This window comes from Pseudomonas sp. FW305-96 (assembly GCF_058783825.1).
Window position 1 is genome coordinate 1 of record NZ_JBYSYW010000014.1, and the last position, 26,107, is coordinate 26,107.

The following is a 26,107-nucleotide window of genomic DNA, read 5'->3' on the forward strand; positions in this document are numbered from 1 at the left end:
GCGTCTGCGTAGCGACAGGCAGGGGCATCGCCCGTACGCGGCACGATGGCATAGCGCACCGGCAGGATGGGCACGCGCGGGCTGCAGACGGGGCCGGAGGTGGCGCTGCCGGCGGCAGTATCAGTCATGGTTGGATTCCTTGATTTGGACCAGTGTGTGCAGCTCGCGAAGACGGGCCTGGGGCGACTCGTTGAGGTTGGTGTAGATCTTCGTAGCCTGGTCACTGCTCATCAGCCACATGTGCCCGGCCATCAGCCGAATGAACTGACCTGCAGTTTCCTCGTCGCGAAAGTTGAGGGACTTCAGCTGCGGCAACAGGGCTTCAATCCATTCCCTGATGGCGGCTAACGTTTGGGTGGCATGGGGTGGCATGGCCAAGACTTCGTGCGCCAGCGTGAGGATGAAGTGCTCGCGTATACCTGCGTGCAGCCGGCCCATTTCATGTACGCGAAGGCGCAGCGGTGCTTGCGATATCAGGCGGGCAGTAGTCGGGGGGCGTTCGAGTGTTTTCCATTCATGGGCCGGCCCCCAGTTGACTCGCCAGGCCAGTGACGACACAGGCCCAAGCCAGGTGGCGCGATGATCGCCGTCCAATGCATCGAGCCAGGCTCCAAGATGATCCGGCTTGAAATAAAAATTGGCTGTTCCCTGATCCGGGAGCGTGACCTGAGTAAGGCTGGTGAAATGGTCCGCTAGCACTGCGAGACAAGCTTCGCTATCCAGTGCTATGGCCCCGCCAACGGGCATCCAGGTGGTGATTGCATGGGCAAGCAGTTCGGGCGCTTCTGAAACGTCGACCAGCAAAGGGCCAAATTCGTGGCGGTCGTCCAGCGCGCTGCGCTTCCATAGCCATGCATGTTGAGTATTTCGGCTGACGTTATGGATGAGGTCGAGTACTGATGGGGCATAGGCCGGCACCAATTCGCCTTCTTGCGGTATGGGCCGGTAGGCCCAGTACTCGAGCTCGCGGGTCATGAGCAGGATGAAGCGATAAGGATGTCCGAGAGGTTCGCCGGCCAGCTGCGAGGGTGTTGTATTCATTTGACTGGCCCTTTGATACAGCGGCAGTCGGGCAACGGGCAGGTGCCATCGGGGCGTCGCCCGCATAGGCGCTCCAGAGGTTTGCCAGTGATGGGTGCGCTGCTGATGGAAAAGTGATTGGCGCTACCGCTTGGAGATTGGAGCAGGACGCCGTTGATGTGTATGTTCGGGCTGTCCAGGGTGATGCCCTTGTCATCAATCCGGATGGAGCCTCCAGGCCCTTGGATGATCACAGCTTCCGCTGTTCGAAGGTCGTAACGCCGGGTGCGCCTGCGGATTTCCAGTCCCGCCTCCAGCTCTGCATGGCCCTCGACCTGCTGCTCAAGATTGCCGCCGACGCTGATGTGGTGATTGGCTGTGATCCGGTCGTGGCGATGATTGCCGACGGCCTCTATACGGTCTTTGGCGATGTTTATTTTCTGATTTCGGCCTATATCGACAAACGTATCCTGGCCAATCCGGACCCGTTCATCATTGCCCACCGTTTGGCTGCGGTCATGCCCGATACTGAGCGTCTCGTCATGATCGACCTGTTCACTGCGGTCATTGCCGACGAAAGTGGTTTCGTTGTGTTTGACGACGTTGTTCTGGTCCTTCTGCGCATGGATAAACACCTCCTGCCGGCCCAGCTCATCCTCGAACCGCAGCTCGTTGAAGCCATCGCCCTTGTGGGTCTGGCTCTTGATGGTCATGCGGGTCTTGTGGTCGGGCAGGTCGTAGGGCGGTAACTGGTTACCGCAATAGGTGCGCCCGGTGATCATCGGCTGGTCGGGGTCACCGTTGACGTACTGGATGATCACGTCCTGGCCGATACGCGGGATGGCCATCGAGCCCCAGCTGCCACCTGCCCAGCCTTGGGATACCCGGACCCAGCAGGAGCTGAACTCGTTGTTGTTGCTCTCCCGGTCCCAGGGAAAGCTGACCTTGACCCGGCCCCATTCGTCGCAATAGATCTCCTCACCGGACGGCCCGACCACGGTGGCCATGTGAGGACCGTCGACGCGGGGCTTTTTGAGCGGAGCAGGGCGCCACTCGGTTCTGCCGGGTACCAGCTGAGCGGTTTGCTCGTAGTGCGTGCTCTGGTCGAGGCCAGCGGCTTCTTCCTGCAGACTGGTGAACTGGCTGCCCTTGTGAACCACGCTGTTCACGCGCCAATGCGCATTTAGATCATCACGTGGGTGGCCTGTGAGCGTGAAGCTGAGCCCAGGCTGCAGCCTTACGTCATCGCCCTGAACTTCCGCAATGCGCACATCATGGCGCAGGGCAGTGATCCGGTTTTCGGTGAACGGTTTGCCCACGGCATCGCGTTTGTAGCGGCCGGGATAGTCGAAGCGCTCGTACTCGGTGGACTGGTGTTCCAGAAAAGGGCCGCAAGCACGGTGTTCCTGGCGATACGCTGGGTGAGTGAAGGTGTAGTCGCGCTGGACCTGTCGCGAAGTTCGTACCTGCTCGCTGTAGCGCAAGCGCCGAAGGCAAGGTGTGGCCTGATCGCCGCCACTTTTGGATTGATAGAGGACGGTGTTGGGGTCGATAACGTCCTCGCCTTCGAAGAAGCCTTCGTCATCGTTCTCGGTGTTGAGCGCGCCATGACTGATCTGTCCAAGGGATTGCAGCTGATCCGTGATGATCAACTTGTGCAGTTTTCCGCTGTGCTCAAAGCGATAGACGAAGCCCTCTTCAGCCACCAAGCGGGCGATGAAGTCGAGGTCGGTCTCGCCCGCTTGCACACAGAACTCGCGCACTTGGTGGTCCAGGCTCGCGCGAAGCTCGTATTGATCAATGCCCTGGCGCTGAAGCATCAGCTCGAGAATCTGCGGGACGGTCTTTTGTTGGAAGGTGCGCCAGTTCGAGCGCAAACCAGCGCGGGCCAAAATGGGTTCGATCAGTGCGTGGTAGTAAGTGCGATAGAAGCCACTTTCGCCTTGGCTAAAACCACTGACCAAGCCATGTACGTACCGTACGGGTCGTTCACCGTCCCAGATCGTGAACAGCACCGGCTTGTCAAGCAGTTGGCCGAAATCGATGTCGGGTTCGAAGCTGATCAATTCCAGCTCGAGAGTGAAAGGCGCGCTGATTTCTTCCTTGAGTTCAAACGACACCACTTCGAACTCGGCATTGCCAACGAGTGGCTCGAAGGTGTACCGCAAATCAGATTGGCTGGGCATCAAAAGTCCTTCCGCCGTCCGAGAGTTCAAACGCCCCCGGCAGGGCCTGCCTGCCAGGGATGTTCAGCCGGGTTAGACGACGGGTTTACGCCAGTCGTCGGAGCCTTCGGTGCCTGCGGTGACGTGTGTCCAGGAGATCTTGCGGTATGACATCGATACCTCGATCAACTGGGTGAAGTCAGCGTTCTCCTTGTTTTGTGCATGAGGCAAGGTGGTGTTGATGTCGACGATGGTGGCGTCCTCCAGCTTGGTGGTGAAGAAGTGCTCCTGCTTGCCCTCTACCGAAGTGCGGTACCAGTTGACTTCAACAGTCGGCAGCATTTCGCCGCTGGACAGGGCCTGATACATCAGCGGTGTCGCCTTGTTCAGGGCGCTGGTGAAGATGAAGGGTTTGTGGACCCGTTGGCCTGCAGGTTGGCCGCTTTGCGGGTCGGTAGGTACGGTCACCTGGTGCTTGATCTCCTGCACCAGAATCTCGTCTTCGTGGCCCTCGACAAACACGTTGCCGACCGAATCGGAGGTGAAGGCGCCCGCGGTGATGTTGCCTTGGGTCTGGCCTTCGATCTTGATGTAAGCGGGTGTTGGCATGACAGTTTCTCCTGCGTCCATGTGGATAAACACGCGCATAAGCGGCAGCGTGGCCATCGGAATCGATGGGCTTTTTCATCGCGGCAAACGCCGCGTCAAATCGTTGAATACGTTTGTGCCGACTGTCGGCGGTTTACTGCTGCAAGATGCCGTTGAGCGACTCCAGCACTTCTGTGGTTATCAGGTGCAGGCGGTAGCTATAGATGCCGTAGGCCGTGGCCATGGCAATGGCGGAAATCACCAGCGGGCTCCACCAGGGCCATTGCCGATTCATGCGGAAGTTGCGTGGGGCAACGTTGGTGTAGGGGTCACAGACCGTTGTCGGCGTGGGTCCTCGTAGTTCACGGATGATTCCGTGGAGTTGGTGAATGAGGGTGTTCAGCGTCTCTGCGCCTTTGGGCGCGAGGGCGTACTTGCCTTTGAGCCCCAGGCACAGGGTGAAGTACATGAACTCCAGCACGTCCTTGTAGCGCTGGGGCTCTTGCATCAGGCGCGAGATAACGGTGAAGATCTTTTCGCCGCCAAACGTTTCGCTGTGAAAAATGCTGAGCAGGGGCTCCTGGCTCCAGAGGCTGGCCTGGCCCCATGGCCGTTCCATCACGGCTTCATCGATGAACAGGCACAAACCATAGGAATACGCCAGAAGTTGCGTGGTCTCGTAGCCATGCTGACGCATCTCTTGCTGGATGTTTTCAATCTGGTTGCGTACCTGTTGGTGCACTTCCTTGATGTTGGGCAAGGTATCGAGCGTGCGTAGGCGCATGACCAGTCCAAGCAGTGGTGTGGCTGCGTCCAGCATCAGGTTGTCGTAGCCGCCCCGTAGCTGAAAGTCGGGATCGGCGGGGTAGCCCTTGTAGACAGGGGCGGGCTTTGGTGTGGTTGCCTCGGAGGCCACGGCGCCAGTGGGTAAAGGCTTTGCAAGCATTGATGGCATCTGCTCAGCTTGAGCTGGTGGGGTTTCATTGTGTGGGAGGTGGTTCTCTTGCATCTCATTCACTCCTGATCGCCCAGAACTGCAACTCAAGCCCAGGGAACTCCCCCGCGATATGAATCCCGAAACCGTTGGCCGTCTTCATGCAGACCCAGGCCGGGTCGCGGCGGTCGAGCTCGAAGTAACTGAAGCCCGCATGGAAGGGCAGATCGCGTGGGGCCACAGGCAGCGGATGTAGCGCGATGCCGGGCAACTGCTTATGCACTAGGTCATTCAAGGTCTCCAGGGATGTGACCTTGGCTTTCTGCAGGAACAGCCGGCGCAATGTTGGCGGCGGCAGGTCCGCGCGCACGGCAAGGACGAAGTACGCCTCATCGATCAGGCGGCGGTCTTCGAGCGTTGTCGTCATCACGCCGTAATCCAGCGCGTCCAGCGGCAGCGAGATGGCACGCGGTTGCAGGACCGTACCCAGGGCGCGGCGTAAGGTGTCCTGCAGTGGCTTGAATGACGTGCGCAGAGCCGTGTGCTGATAGGCGGGGAATTCTGGAGGTAGCCGGCTTTCGTCGGTGAAGGTCACGAATTCGCCACAGGCCTGGCTCATATGCAGGTACAACTGCTCGGGGTGTGTCTGCACCTGCCTGGCCAAGTGCTGGAAGCACGGCCACCAGCGGTTGATGGCCTGCAGCAGGTTGAAGTCGCGGATGTCGGCAATACCGGACTGGCCCGATGCGCCTATCCGGCTAGCCAGGTTGCGCGAGCGCTCGCGCAGGGTATTGGTGATCTCCTCGAGGTAACGCTGGAGTGCCGGTACCGCCCGTACCGAGACGCTCGTCGGGTAGAACCCTTCATCCAGTTGCAGGCTGCCATCGGGCCGGCGCTCCAGAATGCGTGCCATGGCAAGGCGGGTGTAAGCGCTGCTGTCATCGGCCTTGCGTTTGAGCTGAAGGTTGGGCACTGCCAGATCGACCTGCGCCAAGTCGCCGTCGGCGCTATGGGTGTCCTTGATTTCCTGAGCCTGTGCGCTGTAGCGGAAGTTGGCGGCATTGTCGGGCCAGCTCACCTCTCGGCCACCCTCGGTGCGCAGTGGCAGGCAGAGGTAGATCTCGCTGTCTTTCGCGCCGTTGTCCTCGATTTCCAGCGGCGGCGGCGGTGGCAGGTCAGCCGGGATATCGAACACCGTGCCGTCCGGCATGATGCCGCGTGCGCGGGTGATGGCGATCTTGCCCAGGCTCAAATATTCGTCGTTCAGTTGCAGTTCGCTGAATCCATAGAAGGCTGCGTTCAGGCTGCCAAGGCGTTGATGCAGGGCCGCTTCAGCGGCACGGACAGCCTGCTGGAAGTGCTGCGGTTTGACGAACAGACCTTCAGGCCACAGGACGGGATTACGTGAACTCATGAGCGCTCCATGTCAGCGTGAGTAAGTGAGAAGGGCAGGGTTGCAGGCGCCATCAGTCCTCCTCCTTGAGCAGGATCTGCGTGTCGTTGAGCAAGACCGACAAGATGATGTGTTGGCCGCGCGGTGGAATGCGCAGTACCTGGCTCCAGGTCGCGTTTTCCTGGTGGCGGTAGTCGGCGATCACCGCGATGAACCGGGTCTCGGCCTCGATAGCGGCAAACGGAATGAACTTGAATTGTCCGGGGCGTAGCAGGTAGTCGTCATCACGAATGTAGGTACTGCGCAGCACCTTGGCGGGGTCCTTGTCCAACAGCTCATAAATGCTGTTGCGCAGCAGCGAGTCGTCGCGCAGTTGCAGGATCTTGATGGCCATTGGAGTGGCGGCCGACTCGGGGGCCACTGTGGTTGCACGCGGTAAGGTCAGCACCACATTCGAGTCTTCGTAGTGGCCCGGCGTGCTTTCCTCCAAGGGAGAGCGAGCCGGCTCATCGGCCTCGTCCTCTGGCAGTTCGACGGGCGAAAAGGCCGGGAATTGCTCGTGAAGAAACTCGAGCAGGGTCCCGACTTTCTCGGTCAGGGCATAGGGGTCGCCCGCGCTCAAGCTGACCGCGTAGGGGCTGGGCTCCAGGCTGCTTTCTTGCTCAGTCGCTGCTTGCAGGCTGTTGGGGTTGCTGTTGAGCGTGGGGCTGGCATTGATGCTGAACGCGATTTCGGTGGGCTGATCCTTGGTCGCGCCGACGGGGATCGAGGGGTCCATCGCCACTTGGCCCATTTTGCTCAGTGCGGTGCAGCCCGAGAACCCGATCAGTGTTGCCAGAAGGCCGGCCATGAGTGAATGACGCGTCATGAGCGCTCTCCTGAGATCAGTTGATCCAGCGGGCTCTCTTGCACCGGCCGTGTCACTGCTTCCAGGGCAGCCAAGGGATCGTTGCCCATGCCCGGATCGAAGACCGAGCAGATCTCAGCGACGACTGGGGCAGCCGTGGGCTTGTGTAGCCAACGCTGCGCGGGTGCATCCAGGATGAGTCGGTCGAGCACCCGCAAGTCAGAGTTGAACAACTCTTCCATCGAACGGGCATCAGCTTGTGAAAGCTGAACCAACAGTCGATAAGCGCCAACACGTAGCCGGTCACCCTCGAGCAAACGCCTGGCCGATAGCGGCCCCAGGCTATCGAGGTTGTCGTTCAGGTAGGTGCGCTCGCAGCGGTCGATCACGCAGAAGCCGTCTTCGATCCAGCGGATCTCGCAATGGACCGGCGCCACGCCCTGCTCACGATCATTGATCAGCCACGTGGTTCCCGCGCTGCCGACGGTACCACCTGCACGATCGAATTCGTGCCGGGCGGTGACGTTGTGCTGCAACTGGTCGAGGTTGGTGATGCTCAAGATCAACGTGCTCATGAACGCCCCCGGAACCGCACGATGGGGCTGATCTGGCCGTGGCGGTCATCGACGAAGCTGGTCCAGCCCAATTGGGCGCCACGGCTGGGGTGCAGGCAGAAGGGCGACAGCGCGTGCTGCCTCAGCCGCAGCTCCAGGTCGTAGGCCAAACCGTCGCGCAACAGGAAGTCGATCAGCGCACGCAAGCGGTTGAAGTTGATGCCGCTGGGCAACAGGTCACGCAGCTGTGCCTGGTCGAGCTCGCTGATCACGATGGTGAACTTGCTGCTGCGAGTCCGCGTGCGGCTGCCGACCATGAAGGAATTGCCGAGCTCACCATTGTTGCGGCCAAGGCTTACCTGTTGCTGGACTGTCGTAGGTACCAAGCGGGTTTCGAACTCGCGAATCTGCACCTGCTTCAGGTCGAAGCAGTGCGCGATGATGCCGGAGACGGTGCCCGGTGCGCGGCTGCGACTGGCGATGACGCCGGCGAAGCTGAGCAGCCGGCTCCAGGGCAACGCCGTGTCGCCGCGCAGCTGTTTGTCATTCAACCCGAGCAGGGCAAAGATGTACTGGGAGAATCCATCGCTGGCACCCGGCTGGAAACGAATGTAGTAGCGGTACTTGCGCCAGATGCGGTGTAGCAGGCTGAGCAGGTAGTGATTGAAGAAGTCGAAGAACGCCGGGCGCACGCCGATACCCTGTGCATGCTCGTATGCCACCTGCTCCAGGTAATAGGAGGGCAAAGGCGAATCAGTGCCGTGCAGGCCCATGAACGTGGTGCACACGCGATAGCGATCTTGTGCCTCGGGCATGCGTTCGGCCTTGCAGATGTCCGAAACGGGAAAGCTCAGGCGCGGGTCGCTGCCAAGCCGCACGCGCAGGCGGGCTTCTTCGCTGGGCCAACGGGGTTCAAGATCGTCTCCGTGAAGCCCGTGAAGGCGCTCCAGCAACTGGTAGAAGTTGTACCGGTGCGCCCCCGCGAGCAACTTGTCGGCTAGATCAGCGGTTGCTTGCCGGTCTGGATGGGCCATGTGTAGTGCTCGTTGTTGGTGATGTTGATCACTTCCAGCTGATGGAAGGAATTGATGCTGGCGTACAAGGCGAAGAAGTGCGCGAGCACACAGCCGAACAGGTACAGGTCGCCTTCGCAGAGGAATGCGGCCTGGTCGAGCTTCAGTTGCGTGCGCAGGCCGCGAATGGGCTGCCCTTTGATCAGCCAATCCAGAGGCGCCGTTTGGATATCCCGGATGCCGTCGAGGCGTTTGCGGGTGGTGCGTGTCTGCTGGATGTCGTGCAAGGCCGCGAAGTCATAAGCGCGAATAACCGCCTTCAATGTCGCGGCTGAGAGCAACGACAAGTAGTTGAGCGACATGTTGGATATCAAGGCCCATTGCAACTGGCCGTCCAGCACCGGCCGATAGGGGCGGGTCGGTGCACAGATATTGGTGTAGGTGGTCAGCGGCGGGGTGACTTCGGAGAGCACATTGATGTCGTCGATGCCCAGAGCCAGGGGCAGATCGCGGTTGGTGCAGGTCAGGTCGATGGACGCCGTTTCCAGCTCACCGACATAGGTATTGGCGTCGGCACGCACGAAGGCGATGCGATGCGTGACGCCATCACCCCGCAGTGAGTCTTCGAGGGTGTAGCGGTAGTACAGCGCCGTGCGCCCTTGAACATGCTCGATCTCATGGGCGAACGATTCGAAGGGGCGGAAGGTTCGCAGGTGTTTACCTGTACTTCCGTCGCCTGTCGTACGGGTGCTGATCACCTGATCGACACTGAAGATTTCGTAGGCGTGGCGCTCGGCGCCTTTGGGTGTGAGCTCGACTTGGGCGGCCTCGTTGGAGAGGTCAATGGGCTCGGCACTGTGCTTGAACAGGTTTACCGCAGGGGCGCAGAACAGGTTGAAATCCGCTTTGCCAATGCGCAGCGAGTCCGGTAGCTGACGGGTGAAGTGGAATTCCAGACCCACTTGCTGAGTCGTCTGACCAGGCCAGATCTTCTCCAGCCCCGTCATGGTGAAGAAGTGAAAGCGCTCAGGGAAAATGAAGTATTCCTGCAGGATCCGGTAACCGTCGAAGACGTTCTGCGGATAAGGCAACAACGCGTCGTCCGGGCTGAAACCTGGGAAGACGATGCTGCTGGCCGGCAGCCGGCGAGCCTGACCATTGATGGTCACGCTGACATGGCTGAGATAGTGAGCGATCCATAGGTACAGTGTGCGCGCTGTTCGGGTGGTACCGCTCAGGTGAAAGTCAAGGCTGGTGCATTCGAGCGTGTTCAATGGGCGTTCGACCAAGGTGTGTAGGTCGATGCGAACCACTGAACTGTCGAGCGTTTGGGTTGAGCCCACCGCGTCGATCTCGAACGGGTGAATGTCCACGGCGGTACAGGTGCGGAACTCACAGGGAATTCCGTCGACAGGCTTGGAGAGCAGGCGTGCCCCCCTTGGCACGTGTTGCGACTGGCTGAGCGCCTGTTTACGCGGTGTGAATTGGATGATCGTGGCGCTCGGCAGCGGGCGAAGGTAGTTGGGCCACAGCAGTTGCAACATGGGGTGCGTCAGCTCTGGGAGGTCGTCCTCCAACTTGAGGCGCAGCTTGGCCGTCAGGAAGGCGAAGGCTTCCATCAAGCGCTCCACGTCGGGGTCGCTACCACCCTTGCCCAGCAGCCGGGCAAGTTGTGGATTGTCCTGGGCGAAGTCGTTCCCCAGTTCATGGAGGTAGCGCAGCTCTTCGCTGAATCGATCTTTGAGCGACATCGATCACCTCACTCGGGTATGGCGGTTATGGCCGTTGACCAGCAGCTCCAGTTGCAACTGCTCCGTGTGGTTATTCACCTGCACCTGGCAGTCCAGCCTGAAATGCAGCTCCTGGGGGGCGTGACAATCGGGCACGGCTTTGAGTGAACGTACCTGCACGCGAGGCTCGAAACGCTGGATGGTGCGGCGTATGTCGGCGCTCACTTGTTTCAGGAGGTCGCCACTGCTCACGTCATGCCCATTGAAATCGCGCAGGCCCAGCTCAGGGCTGCTCTGTGAGCAACCCTGGCGAGCGTTGAGCAGCGTTTCCAAGTGGCGCTTGATGGCGGCAAACTTGTGGTACGCGTTCTCTTGCCTGGACGGCTCCCGGATCAGGGACTGATCGGCAACCAAACGGTCGAAAAATCCGCTCATTGGGTATCGAGCCGGCCTACGAGCGAGATCTCGAAATTCGCGCCCATGTATTTGAAGTGCGGGCGCACTGCGAGCGAAACCTGATACCAACCCGGATCGCCGGCAACGTCTGAAACTTCGACCTTCGCAGCACGTAGGGGACGGCGGCTGCGCACATCGGCAGAGGGATTTTCCTGGTCGGCGACGTACTGCTTGATCCATTTGTTCAGCTCGGACTCAAGGTCGCGGCGCTCCTTCCAGCTGCCGATCTGCTCGCGTTGCAGCACCTTGATGTAATGGGCCAGCCGGTTGACGATGAACAGGTAAGGCAACTGTGTGCCCAGCTTGTAGTTGGTTTGAGCCTGCAAGCCTTCCGGGGTCTTGGGGAAGTTCTTCGGTTTCTGTACCGAATTGGCCGAGAAGAACGCGGCGTTGTCGCTGTCCTTGCGCATGGTCAGTGCAATGAAGCCTTCTTCGGCCAGCTCGAATTCCTTGCGGTCGGAAATCAGCACCTCGGTTGGGATCTTCGCTTGCAACTGCCCAAGCGCCTCGTAGAGATGCACTGGCAGATCCTCCACGGCGCCACCGGACTGCGGGCCGATGATGTTCGGGCACCAGCGGTAGCGGGCAAAGCTGTCGTTGATGCAGCTGGCCAGCAGGAAGGCGGAATTGCCCCACAGGTAATTGTCGTGTCGCCCGTCGATACTTTCTTCGTAGTTGAAGCTTTTGATCGGCTGTTCCTGGGGGTGGTAGGCCGAGCGAAGCATGAAACGTGGCCCGGTCAGCGCTGTGTGGCGGGCATCTTCGCTTTCGCGGAAGGCGCGCCATTTGGCATGTCGCGGCCCTGCGAAAATGTCTTTGATTTCCTTCAGGTTGGGCAGCTCTTCAAAGCTGCTCAGATTGAAGAAATCGGGGGAGGGGGCGGCCAAGAACGGGGCATGCGACATGGCGCCGACAGAGGCCATGTAGCTTAGTAACTTGATGTCTGGCGAAGAGGGGCCGAAGTTGTAGTTCCCCAGCATGGCCGCCACCGGCTCACCACCGAACTGCCCATAGCCTGCGGTGTAAACGTGTTTGTATATACCGCTGCAGGTGATATCAGCGGCATTGTCGAAATCGTCGAGCAAGTCTTCTTTGCTGACATGCAGGAATTCAAGCTTGATGTTCTCGCGGAAGTCTGTGCGGTCCACCAGAAGTTTGAGGCTGCGCCACGAGGATTCGAGCGCCTGGAATTTCGGCTGATGAAGAATGGCATCCATTTGCTCGCTGAGCACTCGGTCCAGCTCTGCAATCATCTGGTCGACACGGTGTTTATTGATTAGTTGATCTGGATCATCACTTTTGAGTACTTCTGCAATAAGGGCCGATACGCCTTGACGAGCGACTTGATAGCCCTCTTGAGCGGGCACTAGTTTCGTTTCTGCCATGATCTGATCGAGCAAGGTGGCATTGCTCATTGTCTCGCCAGATAGTTCAACGGCGAGGGATGTGCTGGTTGGCTTTGGCATGGGACGCTCCGTTGTCTCAGTCTTCTTTTGGCGCCTCAAGCACCAGGTCCAATTCTTTGGCGAGTTGTTTGCGGGCCTGCTCGTTGCTCAGCAGGTGTTGCAATTGCTTGCGGAAAGCGGGCACGTTGCCCAGCGGGCCTTTCAGTGCCACCAGCGCCTCACGCAGCTCCAGAAGCTTGCTGAGCTCTGGTACTTGGCGGGCAATGCCGTCTGGCCCGAAGTCATTGATCGATCTGAACTGCAGGTTGACCGCCAGCTCCGCGTCGGCGGCCGTGCTGAGCATGGAAGGTACCGACATGACCAAGCTGACATCGGCGTCGTTCAACACGTTGTTGAAGGTGTGTTTATCGATACGCATGACCGATCGGTCTTCCAGCGCACGGGTGTCATCCACGCCGAAGTCGCCCATTACCAACATCTTGTGCGGCAGCTCTACTTCGGCCTGTTCATCGCCGGTGGCGGGTACATATTTGATGTTGATGCGTTCTTTGGGGGCAACCGATCCTGTGGATTTTGCCATTGCAGAATCTCTCCGTGTTCTTAAGAGTTGTCCGTATTGGATTTTAGTTACAAATTAGTGTGTAGGAAGATTCCTGGTTACTTGTCTGTGGCATAAACAAAGTTCGGGGTTGGTTGTGCGTCGCGTAAAAACATTGCGCTTGATTTTGTCATGTCGTCGAGCATGAAAATGTAAGAAAATATTTTTTTGTTAGTTGCTGGTCCGGTGGGCTAGGCTCTTGCCGTTTGCGGGAATTTGAGTGCCTGAGAGGGCTGTTTCAGATCCGCTAGTTTGAGTAGATCATATGCACTATATGAAAGGTATTTACTTGCGATGCTTGGTAATAAAACTTGTGGCGTAAGTCTTTGGCTGGTGCTCGGGTGTATGCCACTGCCCGTGTACTCCGATCAGGATTGCTCGCGGATCGTGTCCAACCTTGAGCGTTTGGCGTGTTTTGATGAAGCCGCCGGAACGCCTGCACACTTGGTGCCCATGCAGTGGTCGTCGCCAGAACAGGACTCACCCACGGTTCGCCGGGTGCTGACTCACGAAGCAGGACGCCATCCCGACGACCTAACGTTTCGACTCACGCCTGAAGACGAAGGGCTGACGATCTCTGCACCTGCAATCGGTTCGGCCGCATCGCATCCCTACCTGGTGATCAGTTGTTTGCAGAACATCTCCAGACTGCAACTGGTCGCCGCGCAACCCGTTGATGCTGGTCGGGTGACGGTGCGATTGCAGGGGGAGCGGAGCACCACCGTCGCAACCCCTTGGCAGGTGACGGAGAACGGTCAGGTACTCGATGCGGGCCGGGGCTTGCCCGGAATCGAGCAGATCAAGCAACTGATTGGGGCCCATCGCATTGAGGTCCAAAGCGACAACCCCTCCATTGATGGATTGGTCTTCGATGCTCAAGGCCTGGACCCACTCATCGACGAGGCGCGCAAAACATGTCGCTGGTAGCAGAGGTCAACGCACAGGAAATTGCCCGGCTGCTCGCACCCATCGATGCGCAGGCACCGGTCGGTCTGTTCGATGTGGAGGACGAAACCTATCAGGCCATTGACCAGGAAATGGTCAAGCTGGGCGGGCTGCAGGCATCCACCATCGACTGGGCCTATATCGAGGAAGCGTCACGACAGTATCTGGCGCAGCAGTGCAAGCACTTGCGTATCGTAGCGCACCTGAGTGCTGCGTGGCTTCGCAGTGGATGTTGGGAGCGATGGGGTTTTACCTTGGCGTTGCTGGCCGGCATGGTCGAGCGCTATTGGGAGATTGCGCATCCAAAGCCTGGCCCCAAAGGTTTCCTGGGCAAGCGCAAGCTGGTTGGCCTTGTGCTCGATCGTTTGAACGAAGCGCTGCCGCGCCTGGACCGCTACACATTCACCCCTGCTCATGCGGCCATAGCTCAAGAGGCATTGCAGCGCCTGCAACAGCAGCAAGCCGTTGCTCAGTTGGATGGAGCCCTTCTGAATGATGTAGAGCGACTGCTGCGCAAGCAGGCGCAGCAGGCGGGCGGTGCTGGCGAGCCTGCTGCGGCAAAGTCGTCGGCGGCGGCCACCAGGTCTGCACCGCTGGCCGAGGTCATTGCCACTCCAATGCCTCGTGTGTCGTTAGGCAACGAGCGCGAATCACGACGGGCCGTGCTGGCCATGGCCGAGATGATCAATCAACAAGACCCCTACGACCCGACAGGCTACCAGTTGCGTCGATTCGGCCTGTGGGCCCATATCCCGGCGGCGCCTCAAGTCAAGCAGGGCAATCGCACGGAACTGATGGCGGTACCGCTGGATATCGCCAGTGACTATGAAGAGGCGATTGCTGGCACCGCGATCGACGCGGCGTTGCTTCAGCGGATCGAAAAGAGCGTGACGGCTTGCCCCTTTTGGGTACGCGGCAGTTTCCTCGCGGCCAGTGCTGCGACACGGCTGGCGATGGGGGAGGTAGCTGAGGCAATCCGCGCAGCGACTGCCCGATTCGTCCAACGCATGCCCGCGCTGCAGCAGTTGTGTTTCAGCGACGGCAGGTCGTTCGTGGACGAGCAAAGCATGGCTTGGCTCAGAGGCGCAGCTGGACAAACGCAAGCCGAATCTGCCCACGAGTTCGCAGGCCTGCGCGAAGAGTTGGCCGGTCAGTTGGACGCAGGTGGGGTAGAGCCGGTTTTGCTCAAGTTGCAGGCCATGCAGGCGGACCTTCGTGCTCCGCGTGAGCGCTGCCATACCACCGTCATTGCGGCCGATCTCTTGGCAGCGCGAGGCGTTTCCTGGCTGGCCCAGGACCTGTGCGCCAGCGTCGCACGGACCATGCAGCACACCACGGCCGCCGTTTGGGAGCCAGAGGTGTTTCAACGGCTGCAACAGTATGCCTCTGCTCATGTGTTGGCTGATCAGAACAAGGAATAGGCCCCCCATGAATCAACTATGGAAGCTATTGAAACGTTGGGGTTTGCCCCTGATGACTCGGATCGGCCTGGCCATGCCGCTGCTGCTTGTGCTGGGTACCGTGCTGATGCTGGGCGCCATCTGGTGGCTTGGGCCGCAGTGGATGTGGCGTGAACAGCACCCGCTGGCCAGCATGGCGCATCGCAGCTTGGCCAGCCTGGTACTCGTGCTGGTGCCGCTGTTGTGCTGGCTAGTGGTGCTGCGCAGGCGATACGGTCGCCTGCAGGCTGAGCGCAAGCAGGCGGTGGCCGCTGAGCTGGACAGCGTATTGCCGCTGGTTCAGGCGCAAGAGAAAGCCTTGGACCAAGGACTTTCGCGATTTCTCGATGGCGCAGGCGGGCGACGTGCGTTGTATCGATTGCCCTGGTACTTGGTGATAGGCGACCAACATGCTGGCAAGACCAGCTTCATCGATCGCACAGAACAAAGCTTTTCCCTGACCCGCATCGACAAGGCACAGGCACGGGGCAGGCAGGCCCAAGCGCTGGCCTTTCCGATAGGTTGGTGGCTCAGCAATGATGCGGTGATCATCGATCCGCCAGGGGCGTTCATCAGGCAGGAGTCGCTGGCAGGCTCGCCTGTCGACGAATCAGCCAGGCAGCAAGTGCCACCTGCAACCTCGGCCAGGCTGTGGCAGCACCTGCTGGACTGGTTGTTGCGCAGCCGCAGCCAGAGAGCCCTAAATGGCATATTACTGGTAGTCGACTTACCCGCGTTATTGCATGGCACACCCGAGCAGCGCATTGCCTTGGCGCATGTGTTGCGCACCCGTCTGTACGAGGTCAGTAGTCAATTGGGTTCGCGGCTGCCGCTGTATGTGGTGCTGACCAAGTTCGACCTGTTGGACGGGTTCGACCAGCTCTATGCCGGGCTTTCCGTTTCCATGCGGGAAAAAATGCTCGGTTTCACGTTCAAGCTGGATGCGATCGGCACGTTCGACGCTTGGCTGGAGGAGTATGGCGATCACTACGAACAGTTGATCAGCCAGCTGTTCGAGCAGGTGGTGGATCGGCTCGATGCGCTGGACAGTGCTCCGCAGCGCGCGCGCCTGTTCTCATTGCATGCCCAATTGATCGGCTTGCGCCCAATATTGCTGGAGTTCCTGAAAGAAGCGCTGGCCAGTGATCGCTACACCACGCCAGCCTTGGTGCGCGGAGTGTACTGGTCCTCGGTCATCCAGCAAGGTGACATGTTCAATGCGTTCGTGCGCGAGGCCGCGCAACCCTACAAGACGAAGCTCCCTCTGCTCGAGGGCAAGGCGCAAACCAAGGCGCTGCCATACTTCATCCAGCATGCGTTCGGGCGCGTCATCTATAAGGAAGCCGGACTTGCTGGGGATAACATCAAGGTGGCACGCAGCAAGCGCCAACTCCTATGGGTGGGCGCAGGGGTAGGCATGCTGGCTTTTTGTGTCGCCATCGCCGGCTGGCAGCGCTTTTTCGACATCAATGGCGACAAAGCCGCCAACGTGCTTGCCAAAAGCAGGGAGTACAGCCATCACGAGGTGGACCAGCGTCTGGATCCTACCGGACGCAATCTGCTGGAGCCGCTGGACCAGATTCGCGATGCGGTATCGGTTTTTGGCGACTACCGCACTGCATGGCCGGGTGTTTCCGATTTTGGCCTGTATCAGGGGCGCGCTATCGGCCCGCGTGTGGATGAGGCATATCTCAGCTTGCTCTCCAAGCGGTTCCTGCCGGCCTTGGCCAGTGGTGTGATCGATGCCATGGATGCGGCGCCGCCAGGCAGTGAGCAGCAAATGGCTGCCCTCAGGGTTTACCGCATGCTGGAAGACCGTCAGAACCGCCGCACCGAATGGGTCGAAGAGTGGATGACCCGACAATGGCAGCAGAAATTCCCTGGCCAGGGGCAACTGCAGCGCGACCTCATGCGGCACCTTAAGTACGCCTTGGCCTACGCCGATACCGACCTGCCGCAGTACAGCCAACGTGTCGCCGTGGCGCAGGCAGCGCTGCGCAAGGTGCCGCTACCCGAGCGGGTTTACGCCGGCCTGAAACAACAGGCCGGGGAACAGTTGCACATCGGACTGGACTTGCGTCATCAGGTTGGGCCTGCCTTCGACGTGGTGTATCAGCCGTCCATGAGCGCCAGGAAGGGTGATGATGTGCTGTTAGCGCCGATGCTCACTGCCAAAGGTTTCAAGGAGTACTTCGAACCACGCAGTCAGAGCTTCGCCGATTTGGCGATGATTGACCAATGGGCGCTGGGCGAGCGTAGCCAGCTCGATTATTCGGACGCCGACAGGGAGACACTGAGCGAACGGCTGCGCAATTTATACAGCGCCGATTACATTGACAGTTGGCGCCGTGCCCTCAACGCTTTCAGCGTGGCTGATTTCCGTGACCTGGACCATGGTGTCGCGATCCTGCAGCAGTTGACGGGGCCTGCGGCGCCGCTGCATCGATTGCTCGATACGGTAAGGGACAACACGTCGCTCTCATCGCTTGGCGTTGTTGAGGTGGCAGATGAAGCCAAGACAGTGCCACCGACAAGTAGTAAGCCTGACCATCAGCAGGCGTGGACGATTCAAAGGGCCTTTGCCGGGCTGAGCGCGATGCTGCAGGTAACGGCAGAGAAGCCTAGCTACTACGATGAAACCCTGGCTGCTATCGCAGCCGTGCACGACTACGCCAAGGCGGTGCAGGACAGCCCGGACCGAGGCAAGGCTGCACTGCAGGCCGTGCATCAGCGTTTCTCGATGACCGGGCATGACCCCATCGGCACCTTGCAACGGGTATCCACCGGCTTGCCTGAGCCGATCAACCACCAGGTCCGAAAGGTGGCTGATCAAACGGCACAGGTATTGAACGTTGAAGCCCTGCGCGAGTTGGAACGGCGCTGGGACGCCGAGGTGTACAGCTTCTTCCAGCAGCGCCTGGCAGGTCGATACCCCTTCGTGGCCAGGGCCCCCGACGCGTCCCTGGATGACTTCGAGGCGTTCTTCGGGCCGAAGGGCCGGCTGCAGCAGTTCAATGAGCAGTATCTGAAGGTGTTCCTGAAGGACAACCTCGAAGCCCTGCAAACCGGCCAGCAGGGGCAGTCCCTGATCCGCAGCGATGTGATCGAGCAGTTGGAACTGGCAGACCGCATTCGCGAAACGTTCTTCGATCAGCGCGGCAACTTGAGTGTGCAGTTCAGTATCGAGCCGTTAGGGCTGAGTGCGAACCAGCGCACCAGCCTGCTGGATCTGGACGGTCAGTTGATTTCCTACACCCATGGCACGAGCCAGATCACCGGCATCATCTGGCCCAATACGCTTGGGCAACATGTGCGTAGCAACCTGACGCTGCTCAGGCAGAACGGCAACAGCAGCAGCCTGGAGTACCGAGGGCCATGGTCCATGTTTCGCCTGCTCAGTCGCGGTTCGCTCAACGGGCGGACGGCGACCAGCGTGGATCTGAGTTTCAGGACTGGTGATGGTGTGATGCGCTACCGAATCAGCGCAGAGAAGGCCTTCAACCCAATTACTCAACAACCGTTCAAAGGTTTCCGCTTGCCGCGCGGGTTACTGCAACAGCCATCCAGGGAGACTCTAGTCGGACAGACGGTCGCACCTGTGATGTAAGGAGTGGGCGATACAAAAGGAAGAGCGAGTACAAGCTTTACATTACTGTACCCAGGCGATCGAGCAACTTGAGCCGACCCCAGTCCGCAAGAAACGGAGAGCATCCCCCCGCACCGCACCCGATAGTACCCGCGCACCCTGCAAATCACCTTCAGGACGAGGTACAGATCATGCAACTGGCAGGCAAAGTGGCAATCATCACCGGTGCCAGCTCCGGCATCGGCCGTGCGGCGGCGAAACTGTTCGCCCGGCACGGCGCCAATCTGGTGCTCACCGCGCGGCGTCAGGCCGAGCTCGAGCAGTTGGCGGCGGACCTCACGGCAGCCGGACACGGCCGGGTCTTTACGGTGGCCGGTGACATCACCGACGCGGCGCTGGCCAGGGAGCTGGTGAACACGGCGGTGTCGCGCTTCGGTGGCCTGGACATCGCCTTCAACAATGCAGGCACCCTCGGTGAGCTGGCTGCCGTTCCCGAGCTGACGCTGGACGCCTGGCAACATACCTTGCGCACCAACCTGACCAGCGCTTTCCTCGGCGCCCAGGTGCAGATTCCGGCGTTGCTGGCCCGTGGCGGTGGCTCGCTGATCTTCACCTCGACCTTCGTCGGCCACACGGTGGGCATGCCGGGCATGGCCGCTTACGCGGCCAGCAAGGCAGGCCTGGTCGGCCTGGTCCAGGTCATCGCGGCGGAGCAGGGCGCCCGGGGTATACGCGCCAATGCGTTGCTGCCGGGCGGTACCGACACACCGATGGGCCGCAGTGTGATGAGCAGCCCCGAGGCCCAGACCCATGTCGAAGGCTTGCACGCCCTCAAACGCCTGGCCAGGCCGGAGGAAATCGCCGAGGCGGCACTGTTCCTGGCCTCGGACGCATCAAGCTTCATGACCGGGTCGGCGATGGTGGTGGATGGCGGGGTATCGGTGGTGCGCGGCTGAGGCGGACGGTAGCGTGCCCTGGCTGGATCATTACGTCACCGCGGCGATCAGGTCGATTTCCACGGGGGCATTCTTCGGCAGCCTGAGCACGCCGACCGAAGTTCGTGTATGAGCGCCGGCTTCGCCAAACACACTGTACAAGACCTGCGAAGCACCGTTGGCCACCTCGCTCTGCCGGGTGAACGCTTCGGCCGACTGCACGAACACGGTCATGCGCAGGATGGCGCGGATGTTATCCAGTGAGCCAACCCGTTCACGCACCAATGCCAGGCAGCGCAGGGCGCTGACCATGGCCGCGGTGCGTGCATCCTTCAGGCTGACTTCGCTCCCCACCCGGCCGGGGTGGATCACCTCTTCGTCAATGCGCGGGATCTGCCCGCTGACGTACACAACGCCTTCATGGCGCACGGTGGCGGCGTAGTCGCCACCGAGTTTCAACCCTGCTTCGAAGGTGTAACCCAGCTGATCAAGTATCGCGGCAAACTGTGCTTCACGGGACATAGGGCGCTTCTCGGTCTCTTCATGGCCTCGGGGCGGTATGCGCTAGGCGCAAGCCGGATGCCGATGCATAGTAGATAGGCGCTGGCCGCAGGGGCAGGGCAACTTCGGATGGAAACCTCTGAACTTTACTGCCGGGACGACCAGTACAATGCAGCGACAGCGCGCCGTGATCGCCGCGATCGAACTCCAGTCGGGGCAACCGCTGGTGCAGCAGATTGCCGAGGGTTTTACCGAAGCCATCGGAAATGGGGCTTTGGCCCCAGGGGTGCGGTTGCCGCCCATTCGTGAGTTGACCGAGCTGTTGGGCGTGAGCAAGTCCACGGTGGTCGAGGCCCTGGACCGACTGCGCGCCAGCGGGCTGGTGGTATCGCGCCAGGGCGCTGGCCACTATGTGGCACGCGATGCCCAGGCCATGGGCACGGAGGCTGTGCGCAATCTGCTGCCCCAGGACCCGGTGAGCGTGCTCCGTCACGCACTGCTGACGGACAACGGCATGCTGCGTCCCGGCTGCGGCTTCCTGCCGCCCTCATGGATGCCCGTGGATACCCTGCTCAAGGCCATGCGCGGGTGCCTGCGGGCCAGCGAGTTGCGCATGGGAGAGTATGGCTCGGCGGCAGGCTACCTGCCGCTGCGTCAATGGCTGCGCCTCAAGCTCGGCACTTTGGGCATCGATGTTCCGGTCGAGCAGATCGTCACCACCGCCAACACCATGCAAGGCGTGGACATGCTGATGCGCCTGATCCTTCGCAGGGGGGACAGCGTCATGGTCGACGACCCGTGCTATTTCAACTTCCGCGCCAACCTGCATTACCACGGCGCCCGCCCGGTTTGCGTGGCGCGATCGGTGGAAGGCATCGATTTCGTGGCCTTCGAGCAACTGCTGATTGCCCATCGCCCGCGGGTCTACCTGACCAACAGTGCCTTGCACAATCCAACGGGGCATTCCTTTTCGGCAGCACAGGTCCACCGCCTGCTGGAGCTGTGCCAGCGCTATGGCGTGCACGTCATCGAAGATGATCTGTACTGCGATATCCAGCATAAACGAACGCCCCGGCTGGCGGGGGTGGGTGGGCTGGACAACGTCAGCTATGTCTGCGGCTACTCGAAGACCCTCACCGCCAATTGCCGCGTCAGTTACCTGGCCGTGGGCGCCGAATTGGCGGGGCAACTGACGCTGCTCAAGATGAAGTGCGGCGGCGTGACGTCCGAGCTGACCGAGCAGGTGATTCATCGCCTGCTGACCGAAGGGAGCTATGAGCGGCATACGCGCAGGGTCGTCGACCGGCTGCATGAGGCCAGCGGGCGGGTGGCTGGCTGGTTGCGCGAGGCAGGGTGCGAGGTGGCGTCGTGCCAAGGGGAGGGGCTGTTCCTGTGGACCCGGCTACCCGCCGGTGTCGATGGCGAGGCTATTGCCATGAGCGGCTTGCAACATGGTTTGGTGCTGTCACCCGGCACCTTGCTGAGCGCCCAGGCCGATGCCCGGGCGTTCATGCGTTTCAATGTCGGTCACAGTGACAATGTGAAGGTCCGCGACACCTTTCTGCGCCTGCTCGACAGCCACTGAGCTGTCGAGCAGGCGCGGGCCCCGGGGCTACTTCAATCGGCCTGCTTGGGCGCAAATCGCAGGATCAGGCAGGCAATCACTGCCGATAGCAGCGAGCCCAACAAGATGCCGATCTTGGCTGAATCGATCTTCTCGGCCTGGCCCGGGAAGGCCAGTTCGCCGATGAACAGGCTCATGGTGAAGCCGATACCGCAGAGCATCGCCACGCCGTAGATCTGTAGCCAGCTGGCGCCTTGGGGTTTGCTGGCCAAGCCGGTCTTGACCGCCAGCAGTACACCACCGAACACGCCGAGCTGCTTGCCCAGCAGCAGGCCCAGGGCAATGGCCAGCGGCAGCGGGGCAAAGATGTCGCCAAGGCCTAGATCGCCGAACGAGACGCCGGCGTTGGCAAAGCCGAAAGCAGGTACGATGAGGAAACCGACCCACGGCGCCAGGCCATGCTCCAGCCTGAGCAGCGGGCTGGCCTCGCGGGCCTCGCTGCTGCCTGTGCTGTAGGGGATCAGCAGGGCTCCGACCACGCCGGCGATGGTGGCGTGCACGCCCGACAGCAGGGTCACGTACCACAGCGCGGCCACGCCGATCAGGTAGGGCCACAGGCTGACCACGCGCAGGCGATTGCAGGCCAGCAGGATGGCGATGATGCCGGCGGCAGCGGCCAGTGCCAGCAGGTTCAGCGACGAGGTGTAGAACACCGCGATGATCGCCACCGCGCCCATGTCGTCGATGATCGCCACCGACACCAGCATCACCTTGAGCGACAGCGGTGCATGCCGCCCGAGCAGGGCCAGGGCGCCGACCGCGAAGGCAATGTCGGTGGCGGCGGGGATCGCCCAGCCGTTGGACAGCCCGGGTTCACCGCCAGCCACCGCGAGGTAGATGAGCGCCGGCACGGCCATGCCCATCAGTGCCGGCAGGGCCGGGAGGCGGCGCTGTTCCCAGCTGGCAAGGCGGCCGTCGACCAGCTCGCGCTTGATCTCCAGGCCCACCAGCAGGAAGAAGATCGCCATCAAACCATCGTTGATCCACATGTGCACGGTCATCGGGCCGAGTTTGTCGGTCAGTACCGGGCCGATGGGCAGGTGCAGCAGGTGCTGGTAGGCACTGGCCCAGGGGCTGTTGGCGATGACGATGGCCAGCGCGGCGGTGAACATCAGCAATACGCCGCCGGCCGCTTCGGTGGCCAGCAGGTGACGCAGCATCGAGCGCGGCTTGACGGTTGGAAGGGATGCAGTCATGTAACGGTCCTCGTTCATGGCATCACCCTCGCAATGGCAGTGGCGCGGCGGGCAACGGGCACGGCGAGACGCTGGCTCCGGACTGTACGGGCCACTGCGGCGAAGGGCGAGAAGAAGGATGGGGAATGCGGCGCAGCAACCCACGCCGTGAAGACACGGGGCAGGAAGGGCCATGGGGAATGGGGGCATGCGTGCAACATAGACGGATCTCACGGAAAACAAATGAATGTTCTCCGTATTCGGGAAGGCTCCCGGGCGCACGCAGCACACGCCAGGCGGCCATTCTAGCGATGCGGGCGGAGATGTGCGTCAACATTTTGCGTCCAAATGTTGCCAGGTCACGGTACGGCACCGCGGTATCGGCCATCATCAGATGACACTACTTTCTTGTACCACCGCTGTCCGGATGATGCCTGTGCACCTGTCCATCGAAATCCTGTCAGCGCACCCGCTCACGGCTTTTCAGCGCGAGGTCGAGGGCCTTTCGCATGTCCAGCCGCGCCGACCGCCCGACATCCTTGTCACCGAGCTGATAGTTGCGCTCCGACGGCAGGATGGGCGCGGTGAGGTCCTCGGCATCCATCCGTTCGAAGTCGTGCTGGTCACCGATGCTCATGGCACTGCGGCGCAACAGCATGCGCACCTGTTCGGGCTGCAGGTTCGGATTGATCGACAACATCGCCGCCACCAGGCCCGTGACCATCGGCGTGGCATAGGAGGTACCGCAATGCACTGCGCCGGGCTGCCCTGCTTCGAGGGTCGAGGCGTGGGTGCAGGCGGCTGCGGTGATGTCCACACGCATGTCCATGTTCGAGCTGCTGCGCCTGACGGCAAAGGCCGGGTCGTCCACGTCGCGCTCGACACCCTCGGCGCGCTGGTGGCCGCCGACCACCAGCAACTGCTCGGTGATGAACGAGGAGGGCAGGCGGTATTCGTCGGTGCCGGCAAAGGTCGAGCCATTGCCGGCGGAGTTCACCACCAGCACATCGGGGTGCGACTTGCGCAGCCAGAGGAAGAATTCTTCCAGCAATTCCTCATAGCCGCCCATGGCAAGGCCTGAGCGCAACAGAGAGTCGACTTCGTCACCCTCGGCGTTTCGAGTACCGACACGGTGGATGCCCCAGCTCCAGTTGAGCACGCGCACGCCGTCTTCGACGAGGTTGACCGAGGCCGCGATATTGGCGGTGATACCCGCATCGGAGTTGCGCTCGACGATGACCTCGAAACCGCCGCTGGCCGGTTCCAGGCCGCGCAGGAAACCGGTGTTGCCGCCATTGTCCCAGCCGGCGGCAAGAATGCCGGCGACCGTGCTGCCATGAGAGTCAGGTTGTTCGGCATCGCGGGCATACAGGCATGTGCGGGGAATGGCGCAGGCACCGAGGTAATCGACAAAGTCCGGGCTGTCGAAGTCGACATCGCGCTCGATCAGCCCAATGCGCAACGGCTGTGGCTGGAGGACAGTCTGCTGCCCAGGCAGGCGTCGGCGGTAGAAATCGACCGCGTCGAGGAAGCGGTTCGCCGCCCACTCGTCAGAGTCCCCGGTCGGGGCGTGCGTGCGTTCGTGTTCGGCCTGTTCCGGCGCCGACTCTTCGATCACCACCGCATCCACGCTGGCCTCGCTGCCCAGACGCAACACCAAGGCATCGCGTTGCTCCAGATTGCGTGCCGGCAGGCGCAACTGATAGAGGTTCAGCGGCGCAATGCTGCCGACGACGCTGGCCCCGTATTTGCCCGCCAGACGTGCGGCCTCCTGACGACCATCATGGTGCTCCTCGATCAACAGGCTCACCAGGTTCACATACGTGGTCAGACCGTCCATGTTCCTGGCCACCTCGTCTGGCCCTGCGGCCAGTACGTGACTGTTGCGCAGTGTCAGCCATACGGCGTTGCTGGTGCGCGTGCCATATTCAAGCCAGAGCGGACCGCTTTGCCGCTCGCTGCTGTCCAGCCGCAGGCGTAGCCGGTCGCCTTCGCGCGCCACCGCGCTGGAGGGGATCGTCTTGTTGCCGAGTTTCAGTGTCGGCAGCTGGGGGCTCAGCCCGTGGACGGTCAGGCACCAGTCCTGGCGCCGGGTGTCCAGCAGGTCACCGCAACGTTTCAGGCTTTCGATACGCAAGCCTTCCGACGCCTGTGCCATCGCGCCTGCGAGCAGCATGGACAGGGTGGTGAAGGCGGCAAGCGCTGCGGCCATGGGTGGTTTCCTTGTTGAGGGCCTCCAGTTCCGACTGCTGCGCAGGGCGCTTCGTTCAGCGGTCAGGGGTATGGCCCTGCCTTGAGGTCCACGCCACGGCGCACAGTGTCATGCCCGCCACGTTCAGCGAGACCGGGTTGAAGGCATCCACCAGCATCGACGGCTGCATCACCGCCACATCCACCAGCAGCCCAAGCAGCACGCCTGCGGCGACCAGCAACGGCCAGGCCAGGCTCGGCATCAGCAGCAGTGCGGCGAGCACCAGTTCGGCTATGCCGGCAACTTGTGACAACCAGGCTGCATGCCCGAGTCCGTGCGCCTGCAGCAGCAGTTGCTCACCGGGGCTGAGGAGCAACAGCTTGGGCACCAGCCCGTGGTAGGCGAAGATGAACGCCAGGCTGGCGCGCGCCAGCCAGTGCACCTGGCACAGGCGGTTCATGGCTGGCCCTGGAGAAAGCGTCGCTGGTGGTCTGGGCTCGGCAGCAGGCATTGGTCATGCTTGCCGAACAGGCGATAGCGATTGAGTGCCACGCGATCGTACAGCCAGTCCCGTAGTCCCTGCGGGCAGATGCGCATTACCCGCAACAGCGGCCAGGCGCCGGGCAGCTGCCGGACGATTTCGAAAAACGCCGCGGAGCGCACCCAGCAGTGCTGGTCACGGATCACCGCCATGGTGTCGAACGCCGTTATCGGCAGGCCCGCCCAGGCGAGCAGCGCCTGGCCTTGCGCTGATTGCACCGTGGCCAGGCGGATGCGTTGATGGCGATCATGGCGGATCACGAATTTCGCCCAGCCGTTGCACAGCTTGCATACACCGTCGAACAGCAAGACGGTTTCTCCTGGCGCAAGCAGTGGCGCAGGGGTAGGGCGTTTCAGGGCAGCGGGCATGGCTTGATTCCGTTCAGGCGGTGGGCGGTATTGTATAGCGGTCAGGTAGGAGAAGGGACATACACGCGCGGTGGGTGGATCACCTGCAAAGGCCCTGG

General features: G+C 61.1%; 22 protein-coding genes. 5 read left to right on the forward strand and 17 right to left on the reverse strand.

Translation table 11 applies throughout. The features are described from left to right. Window positions 1-120: 120 nt before the first annotated feature. From AC3WL2_RS12725 to tssB, 12 genes are all read right to left on the reverse strand, one after another. Window positions 121-1,041 (reverse strand): DUF4123 domain-containing protein, encoded by a 921-nt coding sequence (locus AC3WL2_RS12725; protein ID WP_256582701.1) that lies wholly within the window; start codon window positions 1,039-1,041, stop codon window positions 121-123. Next, window positions 1,038-3,206 carry a type VI secretion system Vgr family protein gene (locus tag AC3WL2_RS12730; RefSeq protein WP_102682903.1) on the reverse strand — a complete coding sequence of 723 codons (2,169 nt, stop codon included), beginning with the start codon at window positions 3,204-3,206 and terminating at the stop codon, window positions 1,038-1,040. The genes AC3WL2_RS12725 and AC3WL2_RS12730 overlap by 4 nt, the downstream gene beginning before the upstream one ends. Before the next feature lie 72 nt (window positions 3,207-3,278). After that, window positions 3,279-3,794 (reverse strand): Hcp family type VI secretion system effector, encoded by a 516-nt coding sequence (locus tag AC3WL2_RS12735; RefSeq protein ID WP_102682902.1) that lies wholly within the window; start codon window positions 3,792-3,794, stop codon window positions 3,279-3,281. 133 nt (window positions 3,795-3,927) lie between these two features. Then, window positions 3,928-4,728, reverse strand: coding sequence for a type IVB secretion system protein IcmH/DotU (gene icmH / locus AC3WL2_RS12740; RefSeq protein ID WP_256582703.1), 801 nt, complete (start codon window positions 4,726-4,728; stop codon window positions 3,928-3,930). A 55-nt stretch (window positions 4,729-4,783) separates the two neighbouring features. Continuing rightward, complete coding sequence (tssK, locus tag AC3WL2_RS12745; RefSeq protein WP_102682900.1) at window positions 4,784-6,121, reverse strand: type VI secretion system baseplate subunit TssK; 1,338 nt, start codon at window positions 6,119-6,121, stop codon at window positions 4,784-4,786. A 52-nt stretch (window positions 6,122-6,173) separates the two neighbouring features. Continuing rightward, window positions 6,174-6,968: a type VI secretion system lipoprotein TssJ gene (gene tssJ, locus AC3WL2_RS12750; protein WP_102682899.1), complete on the reverse strand. Its 795-nt coding sequence runs from the start codon at window positions 6,966-6,968 to the stop codon at window positions 6,174-6,176. Next, entirely contained in the window at window positions 6,965-7,522 is a 558-nt protein-coding gene (locus tag AC3WL2_RS12755) for an FHA domain-containing protein (RefSeq protein WP_102682898.1), read from the reverse strand. The genes tssJ and AC3WL2_RS12755 overlap by 4 nt, the downstream gene beginning before the upstream one ends. Further along, a complete protein-coding gene (gene tssG / locus AC3WL2_RS12760; protein ID WP_102682897.1) occupies window positions 7,519-8,535 on the reverse strand; it encodes a type VI secretion system baseplate subunit TssG in 1,017 nt (338 codons plus the stop codon). Before tssG ends, AC3WL2_RS12755 begins: the two co-directional genes overlap by 4 nt. Next, window positions 8,499-10,265 carry a type VI secretion system baseplate subunit TssF gene (gene tssF, locus AC3WL2_RS12765; protein ID WP_102682896.1) on the reverse strand — a complete coding sequence of 589 codons (1,767 nt, stop codon included), beginning with the start codon at window positions 10,263-10,265 and terminating at the stop codon, window positions 8,499-8,501. The genes tssG and tssF overlap by 37 nt, the downstream gene beginning before the upstream one ends. A gap of 3 nt (window positions 10,266-10,268) precedes the next feature. Further along, window positions 10,269-10,679: a type VI secretion system baseplate subunit TssE gene (tssE, locus tag AC3WL2_RS12770; protein WP_102682895.1), complete on the reverse strand. Its 411-nt coding sequence runs from the start codon at window positions 10,677-10,679 to the stop codon at window positions 10,269-10,271. Beyond that, entirely contained in the window at window positions 10,676-12,166 is a 1,491-nt protein-coding gene (tssC, locus tag AC3WL2_RS12775) for a type VI secretion system contractile sheath large subunit (protein ID WP_102682894.1), read from the reverse strand. Before tssC ends, tssE begins: the two co-directional genes overlap by 4 nt. Window positions 12,167-12,182: 16 nt before the next feature. Further along, window positions 12,183-12,686, reverse strand: coding sequence for a type VI secretion system contractile sheath small subunit (tssB, locus tag AC3WL2_RS12780; protein WP_102682893.1), 504 nt, complete (start codon window positions 12,684-12,686; stop codon window positions 12,183-12,185). Window positions 12,687-13,049: 363 nt separating this feature from the next. Here tssB and vasI point away from each other — a divergent pair, with 363 nt between their 5' ends. From vasI to AC3WL2_RS12800, 4 genes are all read left to right on the forward strand, one after another. Then, window positions 13,050-13,631: a type VI secretion system-associated protein VasI gene (gene vasI / locus AC3WL2_RS12785; RefSeq protein WP_102682892.1), complete on the forward strand. Its 582-nt coding sequence runs from the start codon at window positions 13,050-13,052 to the stop codon at window positions 13,629-13,631. Further along, the gene (tssA, locus tag AC3WL2_RS12790; protein ID WP_102682891.1) at window positions 13,619-15,070 is read left to right on the forward strand and encodes a type VI secretion system protein TssA; all 1,452 of its coding nucleotides are present in this window, start codon (window positions 13,619-13,621) and stop codon (window positions 15,068-15,070) included. The genes vasI and tssA overlap by 13 nt, the downstream gene beginning before the upstream one ends. A 7-nt stretch (window positions 15,071-15,077) precedes the next feature. Next, window positions 15,078-18,695: a type VI secretion system membrane subunit TssM gene (gene tssM, locus AC3WL2_RS12795; RefSeq protein WP_102682890.1), complete on the forward strand. Its 3,618-nt coding sequence runs from the start codon at window positions 15,078-15,080 to the stop codon at window positions 18,693-18,695. A 170-nt stretch (window positions 18,696-18,865) separates the two neighbouring features. Next, the gene (locus AC3WL2_RS12800; protein WP_102682889.1) at window positions 18,866-19,630 is read left to right on the forward strand and encodes an SDR family oxidoreductase; all 765 of its coding nucleotides are present in this window, start codon (window positions 18,866-18,868) and stop codon (window positions 19,628-19,630) included. Window positions 19,631-19,660: 30 nt separating this feature from the next. Here AC3WL2_RS12800 and AC3WL2_RS12805 read toward each other — a convergent pair whose 3' ends face one another. Further along, window positions 19,661-20,131, reverse strand: a complete 471-nt coding sequence (locus AC3WL2_RS12805) for a RidA family protein (protein ID WP_102682888.1) — start codon at window positions 20,129-20,131, stop codon at window positions 19,661-19,663. A gap of 148 nt (window positions 20,132-20,279) precedes the next feature. Here AC3WL2_RS12805 and AC3WL2_RS12810 point away from each other — a divergent pair, with 148 nt between their 5' ends. Next, window positions 20,280-21,695: an aminotransferase-like domain-containing protein gene (locus tag AC3WL2_RS12810; protein WP_102682887.1), complete on the forward strand. Its 1,416-nt coding sequence runs from the start codon at window positions 20,280-20,282 to the stop codon at window positions 21,693-21,695. A gap of 32 nt (window positions 21,696-21,727) precedes the next feature. On the opposite strand, the gene nhaA is transcribed toward AC3WL2_RS12810, so the two are convergent. The 4 genes from nhaA to AC3WL2_RS12830 form a co-directional block, all read right to left on the reverse strand. Continuing rightward, entirely contained in the window at window positions 21,728-22,930 is a 1,203-nt protein-coding gene (gene nhaA, locus AC3WL2_RS12815; protein ID WP_102682906.1) for a Na+/H+ antiporter NhaA, read from the reverse strand. A gap of 439 nt (window positions 22,931-23,369) precedes the next feature. Further along, window positions 23,370-25,085 carry a S8/S53 family peptidase gene (locus tag AC3WL2_RS12820; RefSeq protein WP_256582615.1) on the reverse strand — a complete coding sequence of 572 codons (1,716 nt, stop codon included), beginning with the start codon at window positions 25,083-25,085 and terminating at the stop codon, window positions 23,370-23,372. Window positions 25,086-25,176: 91 nt separating this feature from the next. After that, complete coding sequence (locus AC3WL2_RS12825; protein ID WP_102682885.1) at window positions 25,177-25,560, reverse strand: DoxX-like family protein; 384 nt, start codon at window positions 25,558-25,560, stop codon at window positions 25,177-25,179. Next, entirely contained in the window at window positions 25,557-26,009 is a 453-nt protein-coding gene (locus AC3WL2_RS12830; protein ID WP_102682884.1) for a thiol-disulfide oxidoreductase DCC family protein, read from the reverse strand. The genes AC3WL2_RS12825 and AC3WL2_RS12830 overlap by 4 nt, the downstream gene beginning before the upstream one ends. Between the last annotated feature and the right edge of the window lie 98 nt (window positions 26,010-26,107).

Excerpts from the sequence above, each read along its gene's own strand:
- AC3WL2_RS12725 (WP_256582701.1), bottom strand. The coding sequence starts at position 1,041 with ATGAATACAACACCCTCGCAGCTGGCCGGCGAACCTCTCGGACATCCT.
- AC3WL2_RS12730 (WP_102682903.1), bottom strand. The coding sequence starts at position 3,206 with ATGCCCAGCCAATCTGATTTGCGGTACACCTTCGAGCCACTCGTTGGC.
- AC3WL2_RS12735 (WP_102682902.1), bottom strand. The coding sequence starts at position 3,794 with ATGCCAACACCCGCTTACATCAAGATCGAAGGCCAGACCCAAGGCAAC.
- icmH (WP_256582703.1), bottom strand. The coding sequence starts at position 4,728 with ATGCCATCAATGCTTGCAAAGCCTTTACCCACTGGCGCCGTGGCCTCC.
- tssK (WP_102682900.1), bottom strand. The coding sequence starts at position 6,121 with ATGAGTTCACGTAATCCCGTCCTGTGGCCTGAAGGTCTGTTCGTCAAA.
- tssJ (WP_102682899.1), bottom strand. The coding sequence starts at position 6,968 with ATGACGCGTCATTCACTCATGGCCGGCCTTCTGGCAACACTGATCGGG.
- AC3WL2_RS12755 (WP_102682898.1), bottom strand. The coding sequence starts at position 7,522 with ATGAGCACGTTGATCTTGAGCATCACCAACCTCGACCAGTTGCAGCAC.
- tssG (WP_102682897.1), bottom strand. The coding sequence starts at position 8,535 with ATGGCCCATCCAGACCGGCAAGCAACCGCTGATCTAGCCGACAAGTTG.
- tssF (WP_102682896.1), bottom strand. The coding sequence starts at position 10,265 with ATGTCGCTCAAAGATCGATTCAGCGAAGAGCTGCGCTACCTCCATGAA.
- tssE (WP_102682895.1), bottom strand. The coding sequence starts at position 10,679 with ATGAGCGGATTTTTCGACCGTTTGGTTGCCGATCAGTCCCTGATCCGG.
- tssC (WP_102682894.1), bottom strand. The coding sequence starts at position 12,166 with ATGCCAAAGCCAACCAGCACATCCCTCGCCGTTGAACTATCTGGCGAG.
- tssB (WP_102682893.1), bottom strand. The coding sequence starts at position 12,686 with ATGGCAAAATCCACAGGATCGGTTGCCCCCAAAGAACGCATCAACATC.
- vasI (WP_102682892.1), top strand. The coding sequence starts at position 13,050 with ATGCCACTGCCCGTGTACTCCGATCAGGATTGCTCGCGGATCGTGTCC.
- tssA (WP_102682891.1), top strand. The coding sequence starts at position 13,619 with ATGTCGCTGGTAGCAGAGGTCAACGCACAGGAAATTGCCCGGCTGCTC.
- tssM (WP_102682890.1), top strand. The coding sequence starts at position 15,078 with ATGAATCAACTATGGAAGCTATTGAAACGTTGGGGTTTGCCCCTGATG.
- AC3WL2_RS12800 (WP_102682889.1), top strand. The coding sequence starts at position 18,866 with ATGCAACTGGCAGGCAAAGTGGCAATCATCACCGGTGCCAGCTCCGGC.
- AC3WL2_RS12805 (WP_102682888.1), bottom strand. The coding sequence starts at position 20,131 with ATGTCCCGTGAAGCACAGTTTGCCGCGATACTTGATCAGCTGGGTTAC.
- AC3WL2_RS12810 (WP_102682887.1), top strand. The coding sequence starts at position 20,280 with ATGCAGCGACAGCGCGCCGTGATCGCCGCGATCGAACTCCAGTCGGGG.
- nhaA (WP_102682906.1), bottom strand. The coding sequence starts at position 22,930 with ATGACTGCATCCCTTCCAACCGTCAAGCCGCGCTCGATGCTGCGTCAC.
- AC3WL2_RS12820 (WP_256582615.1), bottom strand. The coding sequence starts at position 25,085 with ATGCTGCTCGCAGGCGCGATGGCACAGGCGTCGGAAGGCTTGCGTATC.
- AC3WL2_RS12825 (WP_102682885.1), bottom strand. The coding sequence starts at position 25,560 with ATGAACCGCCTGTGCCAGGTGCACTGGCTGGCGCGCGCCAGCCTGGCG.
- AC3WL2_RS12830 (WP_102682884.1), bottom strand. The coding sequence starts at position 26,009 with ATGCCCGCTGCCCTGAAACGCCCTACCCCTGCGCCACTGCTTGCGCCA.